This window comes from Enterococcus sp. DIV0240d, assembly GCF_051711245.1.
GTDB classification, from domain to species: domain Bacteria; phylum Bacillota; class Bacilli; order Lactobacillales; family Enterococcaceae; genus Enterococcus_D; species Enterococcus_D casseliflavus.
In genome coordinates, this window is sequence record NZ_JBIOMG010000001.1 from 3,356,740 (window position 1) to 3,377,537 (window position 20,798).

Here is a 20,798-nt window from a genome sequence, read left to right on the forward strand (position 1 = left end):
ATCAAAAGAGGACTTCCATTCACGGAGTCCTCTTTTTTTGAAAAATTTTATTTAAGTGAAAGCAGCGATCCAATCTCAATGAAATGAAACTTCAAAGTGATTGACGCCGTCTTGATCCACCGTCAAACTGATTTGTGCCTGCAGCATTTCTGTGATGGCTTTGGCGATGGCTAAACCTAACCCATAGCCACCGTCTTGATGGTTGCGAGAAGGATCCCCGCGGTAGAAGCGATCAAAGACATAGGGAATTTTTTCTTCTGGGATCGGACAACCACTGTTGGACACTTGCAGCACCGTTTTTCGTTGGCGTTCAACGAGTGCCACTGTGACGGTTTCTCCAGTAGGTGTATATTTCAAGGCATTGTCTACCAAAATCATGGTCAATTGCCGTAAGGCTTGCTCATTGCTTTCAAGGCGCACCTGTTTAGCGATCTGTTCCTGATAGTGGATCCCTTTTTCCAGTGCAATGGCCTCCATGCTTTGATAAACACTTTGCACGACTTGACTGGCATCAATCACCGAACGCACGACTTCTTGCTCGGCACTTTCGAATTTGGTCAGCATCAATAAGCTATTTACTAGCTCATCCATCCGTTCGGAACCTAACTGGATGTTTTCCAGCCATTTCATTTGGCTTTCCAAGGTTTCTTCTGGACTGCCAGCTAATACCTCAGCATTGACTTGAATGATCGCCAGTGGTGTTTTCAACTCATGGGAAGCGTTAGAAACAAACTCTTTTTGTTTGCGCCAAGCTAGCTCAACTGGTCGCAATGCCCGATTGGCGACATAAAAGCTAGCGATATAAATACTGACTAAGGCTAAGACCCCGATGAGCAAAAGCGTGGTTCTTAAGTTGCTTAGACTAGTTTTGTAGTCGGTGACATCAAAGAACAGCACTTGATGAAATGGCTCGTAATTATTGATGCTGGTGGAATATTCCCCCGTCGAATCATGATTGATCGAATAATGACTAATGGAAGTCACCAAAAAGAGCGCATACCGCCAGTCTCGGTCATTTACCTTCACTTCATTGGGAATCTCCTCTTGTTTCGTTGCGGCATCGACCAAGGCTTCATAAAGATCACTCTCATCGACACCCTCATCAATACTTTGAATCACGACATCCATTTGATCCACGTCGACTAGAGCGATCTCTCTGAACTCACTGGTACTATTCGTGATGGTCAATATCATTGGATACTCTGGGTCTGTCAGTGATTGCCGGGCCTCCTCCTCATCCAATGGTACCGCAGCTAAGGTGTTGGCTTCTTGCGAAATCAATGATTGGATCTCGTTTTCAATTTGGGTGGCATTCAAAATATAGATAAAGGTAAAGGCACCTAAGACAATGATTGAGATCAACGCCATATTAAACCACAGCATTTTATTCCGTAATTTTTTTAACATGGCGGCTCCTTGCTCTGCAAAATATACCCCGCATTGCGGATCGTGCGAATGCCGATATCCGCTTCAAGCAGCGTCAGTTTTTTCCGCAGCAACGACACATAGATCTCAACGCGGTTTTCTTCCACATCGGGATCAAAGCCCCAAATCTTATTGATGATGGTTTCTTTTGATAAAATCACTTTAGGTCTGGATAAAAATAGCTCCATCAGTTTCATTTCTTTGGGTGACAGCACCACTTGATTGGTCGTCGTAGCCAACTGCAGCTCATTACGCGCCAAGACCACGTTGCCAAATGCTAACTGGTCTTCTTGATAATCCAAGTCTTTTCTTCTACTTAATGAACGAATCCGTGCCAGCAGCTCTTTCATTTGAAAGGGTTTCGTCAAGTAATCATCTGCCCCTGCATCCAAGCCGAGTACTTTGTCATCGACTTCGCTTTTGGCCGTCAACATAATGATCGGCGTGCGAATATTTTGCTTGCGTAACGTCTTTAGTAATGTGATCCCATCGATTTTTGGCAGCATGATATCCAAAACGAGAAGGTCATACACCCCACTTGCTGCGTAGTCCAACCCAGTCTCGCCATCATACGCCAAATCAACGGAATAATGCTGTTTTTTCAATAAGCTGGCAACCGCTTCTGCGATCGATGGCTCATCTTCTACGAATAAGATCCGCATCGGTCAGTCCCCCTTTTACACTCATCATTTCTTTTTTCAATCACTTTTCGGTAAGCACAATCATTCCTGTAGGATCATTCCAATTGTTCTCCAATAAACCGTTCTGTTGAAACGATCCGCACGTGTTCGCTGGATTGATGAATCCACATGTGTAGCAACAATGCTACCATACCGCTTAACAAAAAGACAAACAGCTTTTTCCTAAGGTCTTGAAAATTCTCTTGATGACGCATGGGTTTCCTCCTTTTTGCAGGTCATCGATAAATCCGCTCGGCTATTCTGGATCAGTAGCCGCTGGGGCTGTCTGATTGCCTAAGCTGATATCGAAGGTGATCGTATCTTCTAACGGTAAAAACTGATTGAACTTGCTCATCCCCACGATTGTCCCGTAGGGTTCTGCTGAATTGACATAACGGACTTGATAGCTGATGTTCGCCCCTTTTGAACGGAATTCATCAAAGAAAAGTTTTTGCAGATCCCCTTCAAGGAGCTCGCTTCGACGGTAATCTTTGATATACGGTTGACCTGCTGAATAGACGACTTCAATGCCTTGGTCATCTTTGCTGGTTAAAACGGTCCCGGCGGTCTCACTTTGCGAGATCAATTGTCCGTAAGGCAGACTCTGAGTAAACTGCATCCGCATCCGCACAGTGACACCCTCAACAGCGGCCTGGGCATCATCTGGTAAAATCGTTGAAAAGTCTGGTACGGTGACCCCTTTCCCTAGAGAAATCGTTACTTGAAACGCATCCCGTTTCGCGATTTTTTCTTTTGGTGCCACGCTTTGTTCAATGACTTTGCCTTCTTCCACAGTATCCGAAGCCTGTTCTTTGATTTCAAGCTCCAGCTCATGGGCTTTCCCCCATGTTTCTACCTCTGCACGGGTTTTATCACGAAAGTCTGGTACTTCAATATCTTTTTCAAAGGTTTCTTCGCCTTTGGAATAAAAGACTCGTCCGACATCTCGACGATGATAGTTTTCTTGCGAGACTTCTTTATTGGTAAATTCTACTCGAATCGGTGCTTTTTCCTCGATCTCATCGTGGTATTCATCGACGATCGTCAAATTGCTGGCTTGATTTTTTTCGATCCACTCTGCTGCCTCGTCCCTCGTCATTTCCATAAAGTCTGGCAATGCCAATTTCTCTTCTGGATCTGGGCCTTGGCTCACCGTTAGATGCAGGGTGCTTCTTTTTCTGACTCGACTTCTGGCGGCTTCTTCTTGGGCGATCACTTGATTGGCTGGGGCTTCATCATAGGCAGGCGTCACATCGATCGCAAGATCATGTTCCGCCGCCCATTCCCTGACTTCTGAGATCTCTTTGTCCACAAAGTTATCCAGTCGGACGTACGCCAATTGGAAAAATAAAAAGCCGCTGAGTAGAAGTAGTCCGAGTAATGCACCAAGCCCCAGCAGTCGTTTTTTCCGCCGTTTCTTTTTGAAGGAGGGATCGTGTTCGATCCCCTCTTCTAAAGAAGCTGAACCTTTTTCTTTGCGGGAAGCACGAGAAGAAGGTGCTTTAGCTGTAGCTGATTCCTTGTCTGGCTCTTTCGGTTCTTCTTCAAACTTCGATAAAAAATCACTCATAGGCCGTCAACTCGCCGTTTTTCAAATAAAAGGTCTGATCCGACTGCTTGGCAATTTCAGTCGAATGCGTCACTACGATGATGCACTTGTTGTGTAAAGTAGCTAAATCTTTAAAAATATCCACGATTTCTTGCTCCATGCCTTCATCCAAATTTCCCGTCGGCTCATCGGCTAAAATGATATCAACATTGGTCGCTAAGGCACGAGCGATGGCGATCCGCTGTTGTTCCCCACCGGAGAGCTGATTGACGAAACGATCAGCTTTCGTGGAAGTGATTCCGATATAATCCAACAAGCGATACGCAATTTGATCGTGTTGATCGGGGAGTTTGTTGTCTGAGATCGCCATCGAAACAAGGACATTTTCTAATGCCGTCAAATATGGGATCAAGTTGTAACTTTGAAAAATCAAACTGATCTTGTTGCGGCGATACTCTTCATAGCCGATCGTTTTGATATTTTTTCCTTCAAAAAATACTTCCCCATCGGTTGGTTGATCCAATGCGCTGATCAAGGAAAGAAAGGTGGTCTTTCCAGAGCCTGATTTCCCTAAAATCGTGTAAAATTTACCTTTTTCAAAGGAGATATTGGTTTTATCTAAAATCTTCCGACGATTCTCACCATCTTGGTAGTAATACGTCATCTCTTTGGTCTCTAAAATTGCCATGTTCTTCGCTCCTTACAGCATGATTTTTTTCGGATTCAAACGCAGAATATATAATAGCGGCACCACTGCCGAAAGCAAGATCGTCACGATCCCGGTCGCTAAAAAGGCAATGATATAAGGCAAGGTGTATTGAACGCGAAACGCTTCGTTGATCGTTGCTTGATCGATTTTCGGTACGCCCGCAACGCCCACAAAGAATTGCTCCATCCCTGCTTGGTTTGCCTCTAGCATACTGCTGGATAACAAAGATTCAGAAACCATCTTGCCCAGCATATTCCCTGTGACCAAGGAGATCAGCATTGCACTGACACCAATCAACAGGAGTTCGAGCACGATTTGTGCAAACACGTATTTCCGTCGTTCCCCTAACGAAAGGTAGATGCCTAACTCATATTTCCAATCTCGGGTAAACAACACAATGATCAAGGAGATAATAATCAAGGAAGCAATCACCGCAATCACTACGACATATGAAGAAATTTGTGATAAGCGATTCATGCTGGTTCCCACACGATCGTACTCATCCGTAGAGGCATTGACCTTATAGCCATTTGGCAAGAGCGGTGTCACCTCTTGTTTGAATTGCTCTGCATCTTCTGGTTGATTCAAAATGAATTGTGGAGTGAAGAACTCCTCATCAGAACCGAAATCTGTCGCTGGAAACGCCGCTTGTTGGCCCGCACGTTCCTCTTCAACAATCGTTTTCACAGCATCATTGGGCATATAGATACGATTGAAGGGCCGATCATCAAATGCAAATGAGCTGACCATGCCATCTTGTCCTTGATCGTTCGCTTGTTCTAAGCTGGTATTTTTAAAGATCCCGACGATTTCGATTGGGTAATCATTGCCTTTTTGCTTCTCAGGGTCCATCCCTGACGAATAATCGACAAACTGTCCATCTAAGACCATAGTGTCTCCCACGGTCAAGCCGTTTTCCTGAGCAAGCTCTTCAGAAATCAAACCGACACGTTTTCCCGTACGCTGCTCCTCTTCGTTAAAGAAGCGACCTTGCGTTAAATTCACCGTATCCTCTTCAAAATCTAACGGCTGTAGGAGATTGGTTCCTGTTAAATAGACCGCAGAAGGCATGCCCCCAACGATCATGACATTCTCATCTTCCTCTTGTGGGCTGAAACTATAGGGTTTGAAGTTTTCAACAGCAATCACTGTTTCTCGTAAATAATCGTACTGCTTGACCTCGGAGCGTTCACCGATCTGCTTGATCAGCTCCTCTGACAGCGGCTGAATCTCCTCCATTCTTGCGCCGCTATCACTATTTGCCATCAACGCTTCATAATCGATCTCAATCGTTGCCAGTGAGCCTAATTGGTTTTTGATCTGCTTTTCGACATTTTGAGTCGATTGATTGACCGCAATTGCGCCAGCGATCACATTTCCTAATATCAGAATCACAGCAAACAATATCGCAGATTTCCCTCGCTTTCTCGTCACACTCAGCCATGCTCGTTTCATATAATTCACTTGCCAACATCCTCTCTTTTTTTCTCTAACAAAAGCATACTGGATGAACCTTTAGTGAATCTGTCATTTGCAAATTTTTTCAAAAAAAGCAGAATCGTAGGGAACTTTTGATAAAAAAGACTGTTGTTTCAATGATCGACTCAAGCAATCATCGGAATGTGAATGACAAAAGAACATACCTCCCAAAAGATTTCTTTGGGAGGCTTTGCTATAGTTAACACAAAAAAAGACAAAGACCACATCTGGATCTTTGTCTTTTCGCTATCTTATTCGTCGATTTTCTCATTTAATTCGCTGTTACGATAGCCATATACAAAATAGATTGCGATTCCGATCACTAAAGAGATCCCAAAAACGATCCAGGTCGCCGTTTTTAGACGGGTCATCAAGAAGAGACAGCTGGCAACGGACAACAAAGGCAATAACGGTACCAGGGGTACTTTAAATTCACCTTTAGCAGGTGGCCCCATCATCTTCCGCAGCTTGATGATCCCTAAGGACATTAAGATCATATAAGACAATGCCGCAATGTTGGTCAATTCTGCCAAGATATTCAACGGGAAAGCTGCCGCAAAGAAGAAAGCAAAAACACCAGCGATGTAGGTCGCTTTCTTTGGTGTTTTATGCTTAGGATCGATGGCTTGCATGGCTTTTGGCAATAACCCATCTTTACTGATGGCATATAACAGACGCGCCAAAGAGTACATCATAGCGATCGTCACTGTTAATAAGGTCAAGATCGCCCCTACGGAAATGATTGATCCGACCACTCCATGACCGACATAACGCATCGCAAAAGCCACCGGATCATTGACTCCTAATTCAGCAAACGGCACGATTCCCGTCATGATCAGTGTGACAATGATATAAAGGACTGTTGCGATAGCAATGGACCCAATGATCCCCCGAGGGACATTTTTCTTTGCATCTTCAACTTCTTCCGCCGCCATTGCGACGGCATCAAAGCCAAGAAAAGCAAAGAAGACTAACGCTGCACCATTAAAGACGCCTGAAAAACCAAAGGGCATAAAGGGCTGCCAGTTGTCTGGTTCCACGAAAAAGGCACCAAAGACGATAAACAAGAGGATCACGCCGAATTTCACCCATACCATGGCATTATTCAAACGCAACGCTTTTTTCGCTTCTTGGCTGACCCATAAGGTTACAAAAATAATGACTAAACCAGCAATCAGATCAATGTAGGTCCCCTTGCTTGGATCATAACCGCCCGTCAAAGCGGTTGGTAAATGGATATCCGCACTGGCCAAGAAGCCTTGCACATAGCCTGACCAGCCAGATGCCACCGAAGAAACGGCCAATAAGAACTCGCAAATCAAAAACCAGCCTGCCAGCCACGCGGTAAATTCACCAAAAACGACATACAGATACGAATAGGCGCCCCCTAAAACAGGGATCCGAGAAGCAAATTCCGCAAAAGAAAGCCCTGATAACACAACAACGATACCAGCTACAACAAAGGAAAGAATCAATGCCGGTCCGGCATACTCAGCAGAAGCAGTCCCTGTAACAACAAAGATACCTGTGCCGATAATGGCGCCGATCCCCAACATAATCAAATCTTTTAACTTCAACTCTTTTTTTAAATTCGTCACACTTTCCCGTTGTATGACTTTTTTTCGAAATAAATCCATGACTCCTCCTCAAAAATATAAGTTTATGTTGCTTTCATATACCCCAGCAAAACACCACCGATAATCACCAGCAGACAACCAATCACCACATAACGCAGTTCTTTCTTGGTTTTCTTTTCGCCGAGAATAAAAATCCCGCCTAGCGTTGAAATGATGATCCCCATCTGCGACAATGAGAAGCCCACCGCGAGTCCGACTTGCTGAACCGTGATCAGCATGCAGACATTTCCGATGCCCCATAACAACCCTGACAAAGTATTTTTCCCTACAAAACGGTCGACCTTCGTCTTCCTTAAAGCAAATAGGCTGGCACCGATCAGCATCCCGACACTTTGTGGCAAAATGATCGCCAAGGGGTCCAATCCTGCCCAAGTAATCAAAATCGTATAGGCGCCGTAACCGATCGTTGATGAGATCAATGCCCGAAATCCTTTAGGAAAATCAAGCATCTTGCTGCCAGCTTCTACCGGACTTTCGCCATCTTGACGAGCGGTCAGATACGCCCCGATCACCAACAAGATCAATGCGCTAACACCTAGTGCATAATCGCGGGTCTGTGTCCATTCTGCAAAAAACAATGCACCTGCGACTGTATTTAAAATCAGCTGCATGCCGGTTGAAAGCGGCAGTCCAACAGACACACCTAAATATTTCATACCATGGAATTGACCGTTTTGACCGACGGACCAAAAAAGACCAGACAAAAGACCGATCAAAATCACCTTTCCATCAATCACTGGCATCGTCACAAAAAATACGACCAGCGAAAAGAAAAAGGCACCAATCGTCATTCCTAGCGTTTGCTGGTTCGCATCCCCGCCAAGTTTGGCACTTACTAAACCAATGCTGCCCCACGCAAACATTGGTACTAATGCAACGAGTATCTCCATTTCATTCATCCTTACCATTCAATTTTAAACACAGGCTTTAGTGTATCAGTGAAAACGTTCTAGGGACAAGTGATTTTTGTCAAAAAACACAAAAAGATACTCGAAAAAAAGCAGATTAGCGTTTTTCCTCATAATAACTCAACAACGGAAAGAACAGCGTCATGGTGGTTCCTTTTCCAACTGTCGACGAAGCCGTTAGCTCGATGCCTAATTCCTTCGCTAAACTTTTCGCTAAAAAGAGCCCCAATCCCGTCGAGTGGGTGTCCGTTTGGCGCCCATTTTCGCCCGTAAAGCCTTTATCAAAGATGCGCCGCATGTCTTCTTTAGGAATGCCGATCCCACTATCTTGCAAGTGGAGATAGGTCCCTTGGGCATCTTTTTCGATCCGAATCGTCAGCTTCCCATTTTGTGGTGTGTACTTCACGGCATTGCTGACCAGCTGTCGAAAGATAAAGCCGAGCCATTTTTCATCGGTCAACACTTGCTGATCCTCGCCTTCAACGGCATAGTGCAGGTTCTTTTGGATAAAATAATTGGCCTGACTGCGTAAAACTGGCTGGATGACGGCTTTCAATGAAATTTCTTGGACCAGATAATCTTTTGAAAAGCTGTCTAAGCGGGCGACGTATAAGACTTGCTCGACGTATTCGTTCATGCGGTTCAATTCATTTTCTAGTAAGATGAATTTTTCATCGGGAATATCAAATTCGATCGAATGCAAAAGCAATCGTGATGCAGCTAAAGGGACTTTGATCTCATGGACCCACGAATCGATGTATTCCTTTTGTTCTTCTTGATTGCTGACGACTTGCTGCATCAATTCTTGGTGCTCTCGGATCAACTGATTGATGTAGGATTCGATCCGTTCTTCTTCCGCCGAGCGTGCTCCTTGCAAGTAGTTTTGCAGCAAGCTGTCTCCAGGCTTGGGGGTGATTTTTTGCCAAAAACGCCGCTTAGATAAGTAGCTGACTGCTAAAAAGAACACCATCAAGACACTTTGCATCAAAAAGAGATAGCCGACTGTGCCCCAATCCATCGGGGAATGAGGAGTCAGCCAAAAAACTAAGACCGTCAACACGAAAAAGACTAGCCAACCGATAAACAGCAGCCAACGATCTTTCAAAAAACTGCGCAAAACTCGCCACTTTGTCATGGTACGATATACCCTTGACCAACCTTGGTCTCAATGTAGCCGTTCATCCCCGCTTGTTCGATTTTTCGTCGCAAACGATTGATATTGACCGTCAAGGTATTGTCGTCTACAAATCGCTCGTCATCCCATAAGGCCCGCAAGAGTTTTTCCCGACTTAAAATCTTGCCGTGATTTTTCATCAAAATATACAGCAGGCGGTATTCGTTTTTGCTAAGATCGATGCTTTCGCCATTGATATACATGCTGCTGTTGTCGATATTGAGGGTCAAACCGTTATACACTAATGTTTCACTGCTACTTTCTACATAGTTGTAGGAACGGCGCAGCAGCGCATTGATTTTTGCAATCAGAACGTCGATCTCAAAAGGTTTTGTCACAAAATCGTCCGCTCCCATATTCATGGCCATGATCATATCCATATTGGTATTGCGGCTAGAAATAAAAATGATTGGTACTTTGGAAGCTTCGCGGATTTTTTGACACCAATAGTAGCCATCAAAAACCGGCAAGTTGATATCCAGTAAAATCAGTTGGGGCTCTTGTTCTTCAAAGTCAGTCAACACTTGATGGAAATCCGTCGTGCCAAAGGTCTCAAACTGCCATTTTTCTAGTTCTTCGATAATCAGTTGGCGAATCACCGCTTCATCTTCTACTACCATTATTTTTGCCATATCCGTGAATTCCCTCACTTTGTGTAATTTTCTCCTCTTTACTTTATCAAATATCAAAAACGAATGCGAACATTAATCGCCGTTTTTAGCAAACCCTAAAAAACCTCGCCACTGACGGTAGAAGCCAGTGGCGAGGCAAAGCAAAAATGTCTATTGGGTTATTCGATGATCTCTACCGTCTCGATCAGTAATTTACCGATAAACAATAAGATTCCATCGAAAAAAAGCACACTCATGTTGACACCTAATAACATCGATAACCGTTCAACGACATCGATTTTTGGTCGTTTGTTCAAGTAACGAAACAAGAAAAAATTCACACCATACGTCACTGCCATGATCAGCAGCATCAAGATCACCATTTTAGTTCCCTGCTTTTCTTCAAATTTTTGGTTGCTGTGCTAAAAACTGTGTCAGTTTGCTTTGATCGATGGCTTCATACTGCGATAGGAAGCGACCGATCGCTTGAACGACTGCCGGTAGATGACCCGCTTCATCATTTTCGATCTGCAGCACCAGCAGTGGTTCGTGCAGGCTCATTCGCAGCAAGAACCAGCCTTGGCCATAGGGCGCTGTCAAGTTGATGCGAATGCCTTCCTCATTTTCTGGATCGATCTGCCAGCCTGGAACCAAATGATCGGCTAAATCCGCGATCACTTGGCGACCATAGTCTTGATAGTCGGCTTGTTGGATCGCAAAGCGCAATTCTTGGGTCTCGTCGGGTTGTTGCAACGCCGCGATCAGCTCATCCAGTGTCGTGCCTTGCTGTTGCAATTGTGGCAGCATCATCAAGAGCTTGGCGATCACGTACGCCCCGTCATCTAAAAAGAAATTTTCTTTAAACGCGGCATGCCCGCTGGTTTCGATGGCTAACTGTGTGTCCAGTCCTGCTTCATTCAATTCGATCGCTTTGTTGATCACATTGCGGTAGCCAGAAATATAGCGTACTTGCTGGCCTCCCAGTGCTTCGATAAAGGTTTTTAAATGATTAGAGGTTGGCGAATTGGTGACGATACGCGTGCCAGGGTGTTCCGCTAAGATGATCTTGCTTAATACAGCGATCATATTGTTGCGGTTCAAGGGCTCACCGCTTTTGGTCACGACGGCCGAGCGGTCGACATCGGTATCGAAAATAATGCCTAAATCAGCTTGTTCCCGCAAGACGGCTTCGCGAATACTTGCCATTGCCTCTTTATTGTCTGGATTCGGGATATGATTGGGAAAATGCCCATCCGGTTCTAAAAATTGCGAGCCATTCGTATCTGCTCCCAGCGGCAGCAATACCTTTTCAGCAAAAAAGCCGCCGGCGCCATTGCCTGCATCAACAATGATCTTTAATCCAGCCAAAGGTTTTTCCTCATTGGTTCCCATCCCTTGGCGAATTTTTTGCAGTAGATCTTGGGCATAAGGCGTCAGCAAGTCTTTTTGCTGATAGCTTCCTTTTTCCGCTGCCTCATGAACGGTAGTGTGGGTCAAAATATAGTGGATATCCGTTTTTTCGGCACCGCCTTGGCGGCTGAAAATTTTTATTCCATTAAAGTAATAAGGCAAATGACTCGCTGTCAGCATCACACCAGCATCACAGTCGAAATCCGCAAACTGTGTACTCATAAACATGGCAGGTGTCGTTGCCAAGCCGCAATCGATCACTGCCACGCCTTCTTGCTGCAGCTGTGCCATCAACACTTCTTGCAGTGCTTCGCCACTCAAGCGACTGTCACGACCGACTGCCACGCGAAAAGGACCGCTGCCCTTTGTTGCCAACCAGTTGCGCAAGCCCGAAGCAACTTGCCGAACCGCTTGCTCTGTCAGTGTCACCTGCTCTTTTTCTGTTGCGATCGCAATTCCTCGAATATCAGAACCATTTTGCAAATCAACGATGTTCATTTCCTCCACCCCTTCTTGTAACCGGAATCAATTTTATTATACCAGAGAAAAAAGGAAATGAAATTGCTTTTTAGTATTTTTTACTATAAATAGTTTGCTTCCCTTACTCTTTAAACGGAATCCCTTCCAGTTGCAGTAGTCGGCGTTTGGTTGCTAACCCGCCCCGGTACCCCGTCAAGCGCCCGTTTTTTCCTAACACCCGATGACAAGGAACCACGATCATCATCGGGTTACGCCCCACTGCATTTGCGACAGCGCGGACAGCAGTCGGTCGTTGAATGCGCAGCGCCAAGTCACTATACGTAGTGGTTTGTCCATAAGGAATTTGGGTCAGTGCTTGCCAAACGGTTTGTTGAAATGGTGTCCCGACAAAATCAAACGCAAAAGTAAATGTCACTGGTTCCCCTGCAAAATAAGCTTGCAGCTGCGCTTCAATTACTGGATCAAGGTCAGCTGTATCACTGATTTCAGCCCATGGAAAGAACTTGAGTAATTCATGATGATCCTGCTGCCGACCAAAATAAACTAGCCCTTTTTCCGATTGGACCACTTCATACCACTCATCATCTAAAACGATCTTTGCCAATGCTAGTTTCATGTTTTCACCTCATGGAATCCATTTTTCGCAGCACAACTGCTGACGTGCTGCCGCCGTTGTGCGGCTGTCTCAGTGACAGTATATCATTTTTTCGAGCTGCGCAAAAAAACCGACTGGCTTACTGCCAATCGGTCGTTGCAAACAAGGGAAAAATAGGTAGATCGCCAGTCGCTGCAGCTTCAAGCCGTAGCCATGGCAGGATCAATCCAATTCGATTTTTCCAGTATAGAGCTGATAATAGGTGCCTTTTTCCGCCAATAGCGTTTCATGAGTCCCCCGCTCAATGATACGGCCATGATCCATCACCATGATGGCATCGGAGTTTTGGATCGTAGACAATCGATGGGCAATCACAAACACGGTCCGTCCAGACATCAAACGGTCCATCCCTGATTGGACGATCCGCTCTGTACGGGTATCGATGCTTGAGGTGGCTTCGTCTAAGATCATCACTGGCGGATCAGCGATCGCTGCCCGCGCAATTGCCAACAGCTGACGTTGCCCTTGGGAAAGCCCTTCGCCATCGCCCGTGATCACGGTGTCGTATTTTTCTGGCAAGTGGTTGATAAACATGTCGGCATTGGCTAATTTCGCAGCTGCCAGCACTTCTTCATCACTAGCATCCAGTTTTCCGAAGCGAATATTCTCGCGAATCGTTCCAGTAAACAAATGGGTGTCTTGCAACACGATCCCTAAGGAGCGGCGCAGGGATTCAAGATGGATTTTTTCAATATTGATGCCATCATAACGAATCTTCCCGTCTTGTATGTTGTAGAACCGATTGATCAAATTGGTGATCGTTGTCTTACCAGCACCTGTGGCACCGACAAAAGCAACTTTTTGCCCAGGCTCTGCATACAGATTGATATCATGTAAGACCAGTTGATTGTCGACATAGCCGAAATCAACATCTTCAAATCGCACGTCTCCCGTCACTTCCGTATAAGTAATGGTTCCATCCTCGTGGGGATGTTTCCACGCCCACGTGCCTGTTCGTTCTTTGGTTTCAACTAGCTGACCTTGCGACCATTTGGCATTGACCAGTGTGACGTAGCCATGATCGATTTCTGGCGTTTCATCTAATAGATGGAAGATCCGCTCGGCACCAGCTAACGCCATGATCACAAAGTTGATTTGTTGTGATACCTGGCTGATAGGACCATTTAATGAACGGCTCAGCTGCAAGAAAGAAGCGATCATCCCGACCGTTAGGCCAGAAACACCATTGATGGCAAACAGGCCCCCAATGATGGCGATCAAGACATATTGGACATTCAGTAAGTTCATCATGATCGGCATCAAGGTATTGGCATTGACATTGGCTTTAGTGGCACTTTCTTGTAGTTGGTCATTTAAGGCATCAAATTCTTCCATGACGATTTTTTCATGATTGAAGATCTTGACGACTTTTTGCCCGTGCATCATTTCTTCGATATACCCGTTGACAGCGCCTAAATCTCGTTGCTGTGCGCCAAAGAAGCGGCCGCTGCGGCGAGAAATGATGCGGATCACATTCAGCATCAAAATAATCGACAGCATCACGAACAAAGTCAATGGGACACTGATGGAGAACATGGCGATAAAGACAGAACAAAAGGTTACCGCCGCCATCATCAAGTTTGGAATACTTTGGGAGATCATTTGGCGCAACGTATCCGTATCGTTGGTAAAGTGACTCATGATGTCGCCATCTGAGCGGGCATCAAAGTAACCGACGGGTAGAGACTGCATATGCGTAAACATTTGGTCACGGATTTTTTTCTGCGTCCCCTCACTGATCTTGACCATCATAAAGTTATAGATCAGTGCGGCCAAGATCCCAATCAGGTAGATGATCGCCATTTGAACGATCGCCCGAAACAAACCGCCAAAATCAGGATTGGCTTGCCCTAAAAGCGGTGTGATATGATCGTCGATCACGACTTGTAAAAACAACGAACCGCGAACGTTGGCAAAGGCACTTAATAAGATCATAACAACGACGAATAGAAGTTGTCCTTTGTAGTCGCCAAACATCGTCCGCAATAAGCGTTTCAATGTGCGCTTGGGATTTGCTGCTTGTCTATTCTTCACCTTCACCAAATCCTTTCTGCTGCGAATGGTACACTTCTTGATAGATGGCATTGTTTGCCAATAATTCTTCATGGGTACCGATGCCGTTGATTTTGCCATCATCCATTACGATGATCCGATCTGCATCTTCGATCGAATTGATCCGTTGGGAAATAATGATCGTCGTCGTTCCCGGGATTTCTCGTTTCAAGCCTTCACGAATACTGCGGTCGGTTTTGGTATCGACGGCACTGGTAGAATCATCGAGGATCAAGATTTTCGGTTTCTTCAACAAGGCACGAGCAATCGTCAACCGTTGTTTTTGTCCACCAGAAACATTGTTTCCTCCTTGTGAGATCTGCGTTTCATGTTTATCAGGAAATTCTTGAATGAAGGGATCGGCTTGTGCGATCGTTGCCACGCGCTGGATCTCTTCATCCGACGCTTCTTCATTGCCCCAACGTAAATTGTCGTTGATGGTGCCGCTGAAAAGGACATTGTTTTGCAAGACCATACTTACTTGGTCCCGCAATGCTTCTAAATCATAGTCGCGAACATCATGACCGCCGACGATGACACGCCCTTCAATCACATCATATAAGCGCGGGATCAGCTGGACGAGGGTGGATTTTCCGCTCCCGGTCCCGCCAATGACTCCAATGACTTCCCCGGATTCGATACGCAGATTTGCATCCGTCAGCGCCAGCTTGTTTTTGTCATTGGCGTAACTAAAGCCGACATTCTCAAAAACGATGGAGCCGTCTTTGATCTCTTTGACTGGATCGGCGGGATTTTTCAAGTCACTTTCTTCATCTAATACTTCTACGACCCGTTCTGCCGACGTTCGTGCAATCAAAATCTGCACGAAAGCCATCGACATCATCATCAAGCTCATCAAAATCTGCATCGTGTAGTTGAACATGCTGACTAACTCCCCAGTGGTCAGGCTGCTTTGTTCCACGATCAGCTGAGCACCAAACCATGACAGGAGCAGCATACACGTATAGACAGAAAATTGCATCAATGGCATGTTGAAAGAGACGATTCGTTGCGCAAGCGTGAAATTCCGATAAACATCGGTGGACACTTCGCCAAACAGTTCTTCTTGCTGTTCTTCCCGAACATACGATTTCACGACGCGAACCCCTTGTAAATTTTCTTGCACCACATTATTCAGGCGGTCATAAATGCGGAATACTTTTAGAAACAGCGGGTGGGCAAAACGTATAACTAAAGCCAGGCCAATCGCTAAGATCGGTAAAACAACCAGATAGATCGTCATAAGTTCTGGACTGATGGTGCTAACCATTGCAAGTGAAAAAATCAGAACTAACGGACTACGGACCAGAATACGAATAATCATTTGGTAAGCATTTTGGACGTTGGTCACGTCAGTGGTCAAGCGGGTGATCAAACTGGAGGAAGAAAAGCGGTCAATGTTTGAAAAGGAAAAATCTTGGATTCGGCGAAACAGATTGTGCCGCAGGTTGCGGGCAAAACCAGCCGAAGCGATCGCTGCCGTTCGTCCGCCAAGCGTTCCTAAAAGTAATGCGATCAAGGAACATAAAAAAAGCAAGCCGCCATCTCTTAGAATCACACCGGCGTCTCCTTTTTCGATCCCTTGGTCGATCATCATGGCCATGATCAGGGGCATAATGACATCTAAGGCAACCTCTCCTGCTACATACACAGGGGTCAGCAAGCTGTCCTTCTTATAGCTGCCAACATTCGCGAGTAATTTTTTTATCATTTGTTTCGTCCCTTCTATAGATGGCACTGCGGAGCCATTTTTTATCGTTACCATCAAGTTTACTTTATCGACCCAGCGATTTCAAGCGGCTCGCTTGTGTTTTTTTTACAATTAGTAAGTAAAAAGCACCCTTCCAAAAAGAAGGGTGCTTGCTTTTTTGATGCGGTTTGAAAAAGCACTTAGTAAGGATTATTCGGTAGCGTTTGAACCAGCGGTACTGATCGGTTCATCGACATCGTCACCGCCATCATCTGCCGGCGGTGTTTGGGTACTGCCTTGCAGATTGCCGCGGCTGATCCCGATGGTGATCCACGTTTCTAGGGGAATAAACTCGCCGTAGCGGCTCATTTCAACAACGGTTCCTTTTGGTTCCGCCGAATCGACATAGTAGATTTCATAATAGACATTGGCGCCTTTTGATTTGTATTCATCAAAGAATAGTTTTGGCAAGTCGCCTTCCGTTGCTTGGAAACGGATGTCTTTTAAATATGGTCGGCCTAATGAGTAGACGACTTTGACGGTTGGCAAAGTATCGCTTTCGCTGTATTCTTTGCCTGCTTCTTCCGACTGGCTCAAGAAACTACCATACGCCACTTGATCGGAATAGACTGTGCTGACTTGCAGCGGGATTTTCGATTCTAGTCCTTGGGCTTCTTCGATCGTGTATTGTGAAAAATCTGGAACGGTCAATGCTTGGCCTTTTGAGACCTTCACCACAAATTCATCTTTTTTCGCGAGTTTGCTGCCTTTGACTGGTTCTTGTGAAACCACCAGATCCAGGGCGACACTGTCAGAAAAGACGGTTTCTTCTTTGTATTTCAAGTCATTCTTTTTCGCCCATTCAGAAGCTTCACTCTTGGCTTTGCCCGTAAAATCAGGTACTTCAATATTCTTTTCAAAGACCTCTTTCCCTTTTGAATAATAGACACTCAAACGGTCTTTGCGTTTGTATTCCGCCAAATCAAGCTCTTTGTTGGCCGCCTCTTGTTTAATAAAGGCTTCTGCTGCTACGTTGTCGTCAAATTGTTCGATCAAAGAGAGGTTCTCGGCTTTATTGCTGGCGATCCATTCTTTTGCTTCGGTCACTTGCATCGCTGAAAAATCTGGCAGCTCTAAGCGTTCTTCAGGATCAGGCCCGAGACTCGCCGTCAGTGTCAATGTGGCACCCTTCTTGATCTTTTTGTCAGGATCAACACTTTGGTCGATCACTTGGTTGACGTCTTTGTCAAAATCATATTCTTGCTCTACTTTGATAGCGACGCCTTCTTCCATGCCCCACGTCCGCGCTTCTGACAGATCTTGGGCAGTGAAATCTGGCACCTTCACATGGGTCATTTGATAGTAGACGATCCCAATCACGGCAACCGCCAAGGCGGTCAGTAGGGCAATCAGCAAGATTTTTTTCTGCTTACGCTTTTTGTAGGTCGGATCAAATTCCGTTTCTTCTTTCCCAAACCGGCTGACTGGTTCCTTTGATGCTACCTTCTCCGTCGAAGAACTCGCCGCTTTTGCTTCAGTCGTCTGTGTTTGTTGTCGGGCTGCCGAACGACTCAGTGGCTCACTAGCGGTCGACTCTTCTGATTGGTGAACCGTCGTCGGCTCTGCTGGTTTGCCCGCTTGCTCCGCGCCACTTGCGTTTTGATCTCCGACAGGTTCGCTGGTTTTTTTCTCGCGATCGGGCGTGGGTTTCTTTTTGCCATCATAGTTGTCCGGGCTAAAATTTGATAAAAAATCACTCATGTTTGCTCAACACACCTTTACGTAAATACAAGACTTCATCCGCTTGTTGAGCGATCTCGTTGGCGTGGGTCACGACGATCACACATTTGTTGTGGACGTGTGCCAGCTCTTTAAAGATATCGATGATTTCTTGTTCCATTTCTTCATCCAAATTCCCGGTTGGTTCGTCCGCTAAAATGATATCGACATTGGTGGCTAACGCCCGGGCGATCGCTACCCGTTGTTGTTCCCCACCAGATAATTGATTGACGAGACGATCGGCTTTTTCTTTAGTGATGCCTATATAATCCAGCAAATTGTACGCCACTTCTCGTTGATTGTCTGGCAGCTGATTTTTCGTGATCGCCATCGGCACTAAGACATTTTCGACTGCACTCAAATAGGGAATCAGATTATAGCTTTGGAAAATGATACTGATGTCGTCGCGGCGATAATTCTCATGCCCGATTTTTTCGATATCGGTGCCTTCATAAAGTACTTGACCGCTTTTCGGACTATCCAACGCACTGATCAAGGATAAAAACGTCGTTTTTCCCGAACCAGATTGTCCTAAGATGGCATAGAAAGTCCCTTTTTCAAAAGAAACAGAGGTCTCTTTCAGTATATAGCGGCGCTGATCGCCGTCTTGGTAATAGTAATCGACTGCTTTCGTTTCTAATAAAGTCATCGTTGGTTCCTCCTACATCATGATTTTCTTTGGATTCAAGCGTAAAATATACAATAGCGGTAAAATCGCTGAGAGTAAGACAGTTCCTAGACCTAACAGCAGATACGTGATGATGTAGCCGGCTGAGAAGGATACTTGATAAGCATTTTTGATATCCATGTAATCAATATTAGCTGCCATCATACTGCCATAATAAACACCGCCCATCTCATTTTGATTGCTCATCCAATCGTTTTGCATCAAGGTATTTGAAACGGCACCACCTAATAAGTTCCCGGTCACTAAGGACAATAGCAGTGCGGCTAAACTAACCAGCAAGACTTCAATCACGATCTGACCAATGACTTTCCCACGACTTTCCCCCAAGGAGAGATAGATGCCTAATTCTTGTTTCCGATCTCGTAAGAAAAGCAAGACCACTAAGGAAATGATAAAGATGGTAGCGATCGATGCAATGATCACGATGTAATTTGCGATCACTCCTAAACGAGTAAAACCACCGGCGATCTGCTCGTATTGATCCGTATTGGCAACGACGCGGTAGTATTGGGGCAATAACGCACCAGCTTCTTGTTTAAAGGCTTCGACGTCATCCGTTGAATTTAGGACAAAGATCGGTTGATAAAAGTTATCTGCATCTTCATCGATTGTTTCACCCCAAACCTTCTCTGCTTGAATCTTAGTGTAATCGAGGACTAGATTATTACTAGCATAAAACGTATTGATTTGATCCATCACTTGCCATATCGTATCGGAGTTTTGACTACCACTTTGATCCGATGAATCATTTTGATTGCTCTGATCTTTTTTAACTACCGAAAAAATTCCAGCGATCGTCACAGGATAATCAAAGCTGGCACTGTTGCTGTCATCACTAGTTTCTTCTGTGCCATCGTTTTCTTCGTCATCCACGATCTCGCTTCCACCGCCCATCATGATATCTGTCCGGATATCCCAAACCAACTGATCACCAACGCTTAAGTTATTCAGTTCAGCAACTTCTTTACTGATCAATACCGCATTCGTCAGTTCATTTAAATCTTTTTCCGTTAGGCCTTCGCCTTCATCGAGACGAATCAACCCTTCTTGCATATCTATTGGCTGTGTCAAATTGCCGCCTTTCAATGTGAAATATTGACCGCCCATCTGTATTGAACCATCTTCTGGTACATACGCTTTCAGTTCTTTCGTTTCTAAACTGCCCATCATTTGATAGTCATATTGTTTGACATAGCTTAACTGACCGATTTGCTTATAAACATCCAGCGCTGGTGGTTTCGGATAAAAATCCTCTTGAGACCGTTCTTCCTCCGAAACATCCGCATGGTCTTTATCAAAACCTTCCCAATCCATTTCCACCGTAGCTACGTTCCCCATTTTGCGTTTCGTCTCTCGCTCCACGTTGGCAGTGGATTGTTGAATTGCTACAGCACCAGCGATCACATTGCCTAGAATAAATAGAACTAAAAATAAAATAAATGATTTCCCTTTTCTTCTGGTGATACTTTTTAATGCACGCTGCCAAAAGTTCATTGTTTTTTCCTCCAGTGACATTATTTTTTAACAATTATTCCATACTTCTCCCTCAAGAACAATCGCAATAAAGGGGCGTTTTTCGAATTTTAAATATAAAAAAACGAGTACAAACGATATTTCCATTTAAAAACCCTTATAAAAGAACAAGAAAAAGATGTTAAATAACAAATAAAAGAATGGGATTTTTGCTAACAGTTTTGTAAGATTTCCCGATTTCAACTTAAATTTTACTTGGATTCCATCAAAAATGCTTGGCGCTTTCGAGAGTATAAAAAAACGAAGGAATTCTCTCACTCTTTCCCAGCGAGAAAATCCGGCTCTATAATTTATGGGACTGATGAATCAGAATTGATTCTTCAGCCCCATTTTCATTTT

Annotated in this window: 18 protein-coding genes; all 18 read right to left on the bottom strand. The window is 44.9% G+C overall.

The window, feature by feature from the left end; all coding sequences use genetic code 11:
* Nucleotides 1–75: 75 nt before the first annotated feature.
* Nucleotides 76–1,407 (bottom strand): sensor histidine kinase, encoded by a 1,332-nt coding sequence (locus IGJ25_RS16140; RefSeq protein ID WP_225001274.1) that lies wholly within the window; start codon nucleotides 1,405–1,407, stop codon nucleotides 76–78.
* Entirely contained in the window at nucleotides 1,401–2,087 is a 687-nt protein-coding gene (locus tag IGJ25_RS16145) for a response regulator transcription factor (protein ID WP_015510460.1), read from the bottom strand. The genes IGJ25_RS16140 and IGJ25_RS16145 overlap by 7 nt, the downstream gene beginning before the upstream one ends.
* Nucleotides 2,088–2,161: 74 nt before the next feature.
* Nucleotides 2,162–2,320, bottom strand: coding sequence for a hypothetical protein (locus IGJ25_RS16150; protein ID WP_005233508.1), 159 nt, complete (start codon nucleotides 2,318–2,320; stop codon nucleotides 2,162–2,164).
* Nucleotides 2,321–2,361: 41 nt separating this feature from the next.
* Complete coding sequence (locus tag IGJ25_RS16155) at nucleotides 2,362–3,675, bottom strand: PASTA domain-containing protein (RefSeq protein ID WP_005227808.1); 1,314 nt, start codon at nucleotides 3,673–3,675, stop codon at nucleotides 2,362–2,364.
* The gene (locus tag IGJ25_RS16160) at nucleotides 3,668–4,342 is read right to left on the bottom strand and encodes an ABC transporter ATP-binding protein (RefSeq protein WP_225001273.1); all 675 of its coding nucleotides are present in this window, start codon (nucleotides 4,340–4,342) and stop codon (nucleotides 3,668–3,670) included. Before IGJ25_RS16160 ends, IGJ25_RS16155 begins: the two co-directional genes overlap by 8 nt.
* Nucleotides 4,343–4,354: 12 nt before the next feature.
* Nucleotides 4,355–5,818 (bottom strand): ABC transporter permease, encoded by a 1,464-nt coding sequence (locus IGJ25_RS16165; protein ID WP_438779448.1) that lies wholly within the window; start codon nucleotides 5,816–5,818, stop codon nucleotides 4,355–4,357.
* 275 nt (nucleotides 5,819–6,093) lie between these two features.
* The gene (locus IGJ25_RS16170; protein ID WP_213354811.1) at nucleotides 6,094–7,479 is read right to left on the bottom strand and encodes an APC family permease; all 1,386 of its coding nucleotides are present in this window, start codon (nucleotides 7,477–7,479) and stop codon (nucleotides 6,094–6,096) included.
* 23 nt (nucleotides 7,480–7,502) lie between these two features.
* Nucleotides 7,503–8,369 (bottom strand): GRP family sugar transporter, encoded by an 867-nt coding sequence (locus IGJ25_RS16175; protein WP_015510464.1) that lies wholly within the window; start codon nucleotides 8,367–8,369, stop codon nucleotides 7,503–7,505.
* Nucleotides 8,370–8,484: 115 nt separating this feature from the next.
* On the bottom strand, nucleotides 8,485–9,522 hold the full coding sequence (sapS, locus tag IGJ25_RS16180) for a two-component system sensor histidine kinase SapS (RefSeq protein ID WP_225001272.1): 1,038 nt from the start codon (nucleotides 9,520–9,522) through the stop codon (nucleotides 8,485–8,487).
* Nucleotides 9,519–10,193 (bottom strand): two-component system response regulator SapR, encoded by a 675-nt coding sequence (gene sapR / locus IGJ25_RS16185; RefSeq protein ID WP_225001271.1) that lies wholly within the window; start codon nucleotides 10,191–10,193, stop codon nucleotides 9,519–9,521. The genes sapS and sapR overlap by 4 nt, the downstream gene beginning before the upstream one ends.
* A 158-nt stretch (nucleotides 10,194–10,351) precedes the next feature.
* On the bottom strand, nucleotides 10,352–10,555 hold the full coding sequence (locus tag IGJ25_RS16190; protein ID WP_005227790.1) for a hypothetical protein: 204 nt from the start codon (nucleotides 10,553–10,555) through the stop codon (nucleotides 10,352–10,354).
* A gap of 19 nt (nucleotides 10,556–10,574) precedes the next feature.
* Nucleotides 10,575–12,080: a phosphomannomutase/phosphoglucomutase gene (locus IGJ25_RS16195; protein ID WP_081116934.1), complete on the bottom strand. Its 1,506-nt coding sequence runs from the start codon at nucleotides 12,078–12,080 to the stop codon at nucleotides 10,575–10,577.
* Nucleotides 12,081–12,183: 103 nt separating this feature from the next.
* Complete coding sequence (locus IGJ25_RS16200) at nucleotides 12,184–12,678, bottom strand: methylated-DNA--[protein]-cysteine S-methyltransferase (protein WP_225001270.1); 495 nt, start codon at nucleotides 12,676–12,678, stop codon at nucleotides 12,184–12,186.
* 201 nt (nucleotides 12,679–12,879) lie between these two features.
* Complete coding sequence (locus IGJ25_RS16205; protein WP_005227782.1) at nucleotides 12,880–14,802, bottom strand: ABC transporter ATP-binding protein; 1,923 nt, start codon at nucleotides 14,800–14,802, stop codon at nucleotides 12,880–12,882.
* Nucleotides 14,741–16,480, bottom strand: coding sequence for an ABC transporter ATP-binding protein (locus tag IGJ25_RS16210; RefSeq protein ID WP_225001269.1), 1,740 nt, complete (start codon nucleotides 16,478–16,480; stop codon nucleotides 14,741–14,743). The genes IGJ25_RS16205 and IGJ25_RS16210 overlap by 62 nt, the downstream gene beginning before the upstream one ends.
* 189 nt (nucleotides 16,481–16,669) lie before the next feature.
* A complete protein-coding gene (locus IGJ25_RS16215; protein WP_015510468.1) occupies nucleotides 16,670–18,220 on the bottom strand; it encodes a PASTA domain-containing protein in 1,551 nt (516 codons plus the stop codon).
* Complete coding sequence (locus tag IGJ25_RS16220; protein WP_005227776.1) at nucleotides 18,213–18,887, bottom strand: ABC transporter ATP-binding protein; 675 nt, start codon at nucleotides 18,885–18,887, stop codon at nucleotides 18,213–18,215. The genes IGJ25_RS16215 and IGJ25_RS16220 overlap by 8 nt, the downstream gene beginning before the upstream one ends.
* A 12-nt stretch (nucleotides 18,888–18,899) precedes the next feature.
* Nucleotides 18,900–20,441, bottom strand: coding sequence for an FtsX-like permease family protein (locus IGJ25_RS16225; protein WP_123834773.1), 1,542 nt, complete (start codon nucleotides 20,439–20,441; stop codon nucleotides 18,900–18,902).
* Nucleotides 20,442–20,798 lie beyond the last annotated feature (357 nt).

Bases quoted from the DNA above. Each gene is read 5' to 3' on its own strand.
- IGJ25_RS16140 (WP_225001274.1), bottom strand. From the start codon at position 1,407: ATGTTAAAAAAATTACGGAATAAAATGCTGTGGTTTAATATGGCGTTG.
- IGJ25_RS16145 (WP_015510460.1), bottom strand. From the start codon at position 2,087: ATGCGGATCTTATTCGTAGAAGATGAGCCATCGATCGCAGAAGCGGTT.
- IGJ25_RS16150 (WP_005233508.1), bottom strand. From the start codon at position 2,320: ATGCGTCATCAAGAGAATTTTCAAGACCTTAGGAAAAAGCTGTTTGTC.
- IGJ25_RS16155 (WP_005227808.1), bottom strand. From the start codon at position 3,675: ATGAGTGATTTTTTATCGAAGTTTGAAGAAGAACCGAAAGAGCCAGAC.
- IGJ25_RS16160 (WP_225001273.1), bottom strand. From the start codon at position 4,342: ATGGCAATTTTAGAGACCAAAGAGATGACGTATTACTACCAAGATGGT.
- IGJ25_RS16165 (WP_438779448.1), bottom strand. From the start codon at position 5,818: ATGAAACGAGCATGGCTGAGTGTGACGAGAAAGCGAGGGAAATCTGCG.
- IGJ25_RS16170 (WP_213354811.1), bottom strand. From the start codon at position 7,479: ATGGATTTATTTCGAAAAAAAGTCATACAACGGGAAAGTGTGACGAAT.
- IGJ25_RS16175 (WP_015510464.1), bottom strand. From the start codon at position 8,369: ATGGAGATACTCGTTGCATTAGTACCAATGTTTGCGTGGGGCAGCATT.
- sapS (WP_225001272.1), bottom strand. From the start codon at position 9,522: ATGACAAAGTGGCGAGTTTTGCGCAGTTTTTTGAAAGATCGTTGGCTG.
- sapR (WP_225001271.1), bottom strand. From the start codon at position 10,193: ATGGCAAAAATAATGGTAGTAGAAGATGAAGCGGTGATTCGCCAACTG.
- IGJ25_RS16190 (WP_005227790.1), bottom strand. From the start codon at position 10,555: ATGGTGATCTTGATGCTGCTGATCATGGCAGTGACGTATGGTGTGAAT.
- IGJ25_RS16195 (WP_081116934.1), bottom strand. From the start codon at position 12,080: ATGAACATCGTTGATTTGCAAAATGGTTCTGATATTCGAGGAATTGCG.
- IGJ25_RS16200 (WP_225001270.1), bottom strand. From the start codon at position 12,678: ATGAAACTAGCATTGGCAAAGATCGTTTTAGATGATGAGTGGTATGAA.
- IGJ25_RS16205 (WP_005227782.1), bottom strand. From the start codon at position 14,802: ATGCCATCTATCAAGAAGTGTACCATTCGCAGCAGAAAGGATTTGGTG.
- IGJ25_RS16210 (WP_225001269.1), bottom strand. From the start codon at position 16,480: ATGATAAAAAAATTACTCGCGAATGTTGGCAGCTATAAGAAGGACAGC.
- IGJ25_RS16215 (WP_015510468.1), bottom strand. From the start codon at position 18,220: ATGAGTGATTTTTTATCAAATTTTAGCCCGGACAACTATGATGGCAAA.
- IGJ25_RS16220 (WP_005227776.1), bottom strand. From the start codon at position 18,887: ATGACTTTATTAGAAACGAAAGCAGTCGATTACTATTACCAAGACGGC.
- IGJ25_RS16225 (WP_123834773.1), bottom strand. From the start codon at position 20,441: ATGTCACTGGAGGAAAAAACAATGAACTTTTGGCAGCGTGCATTAAAA.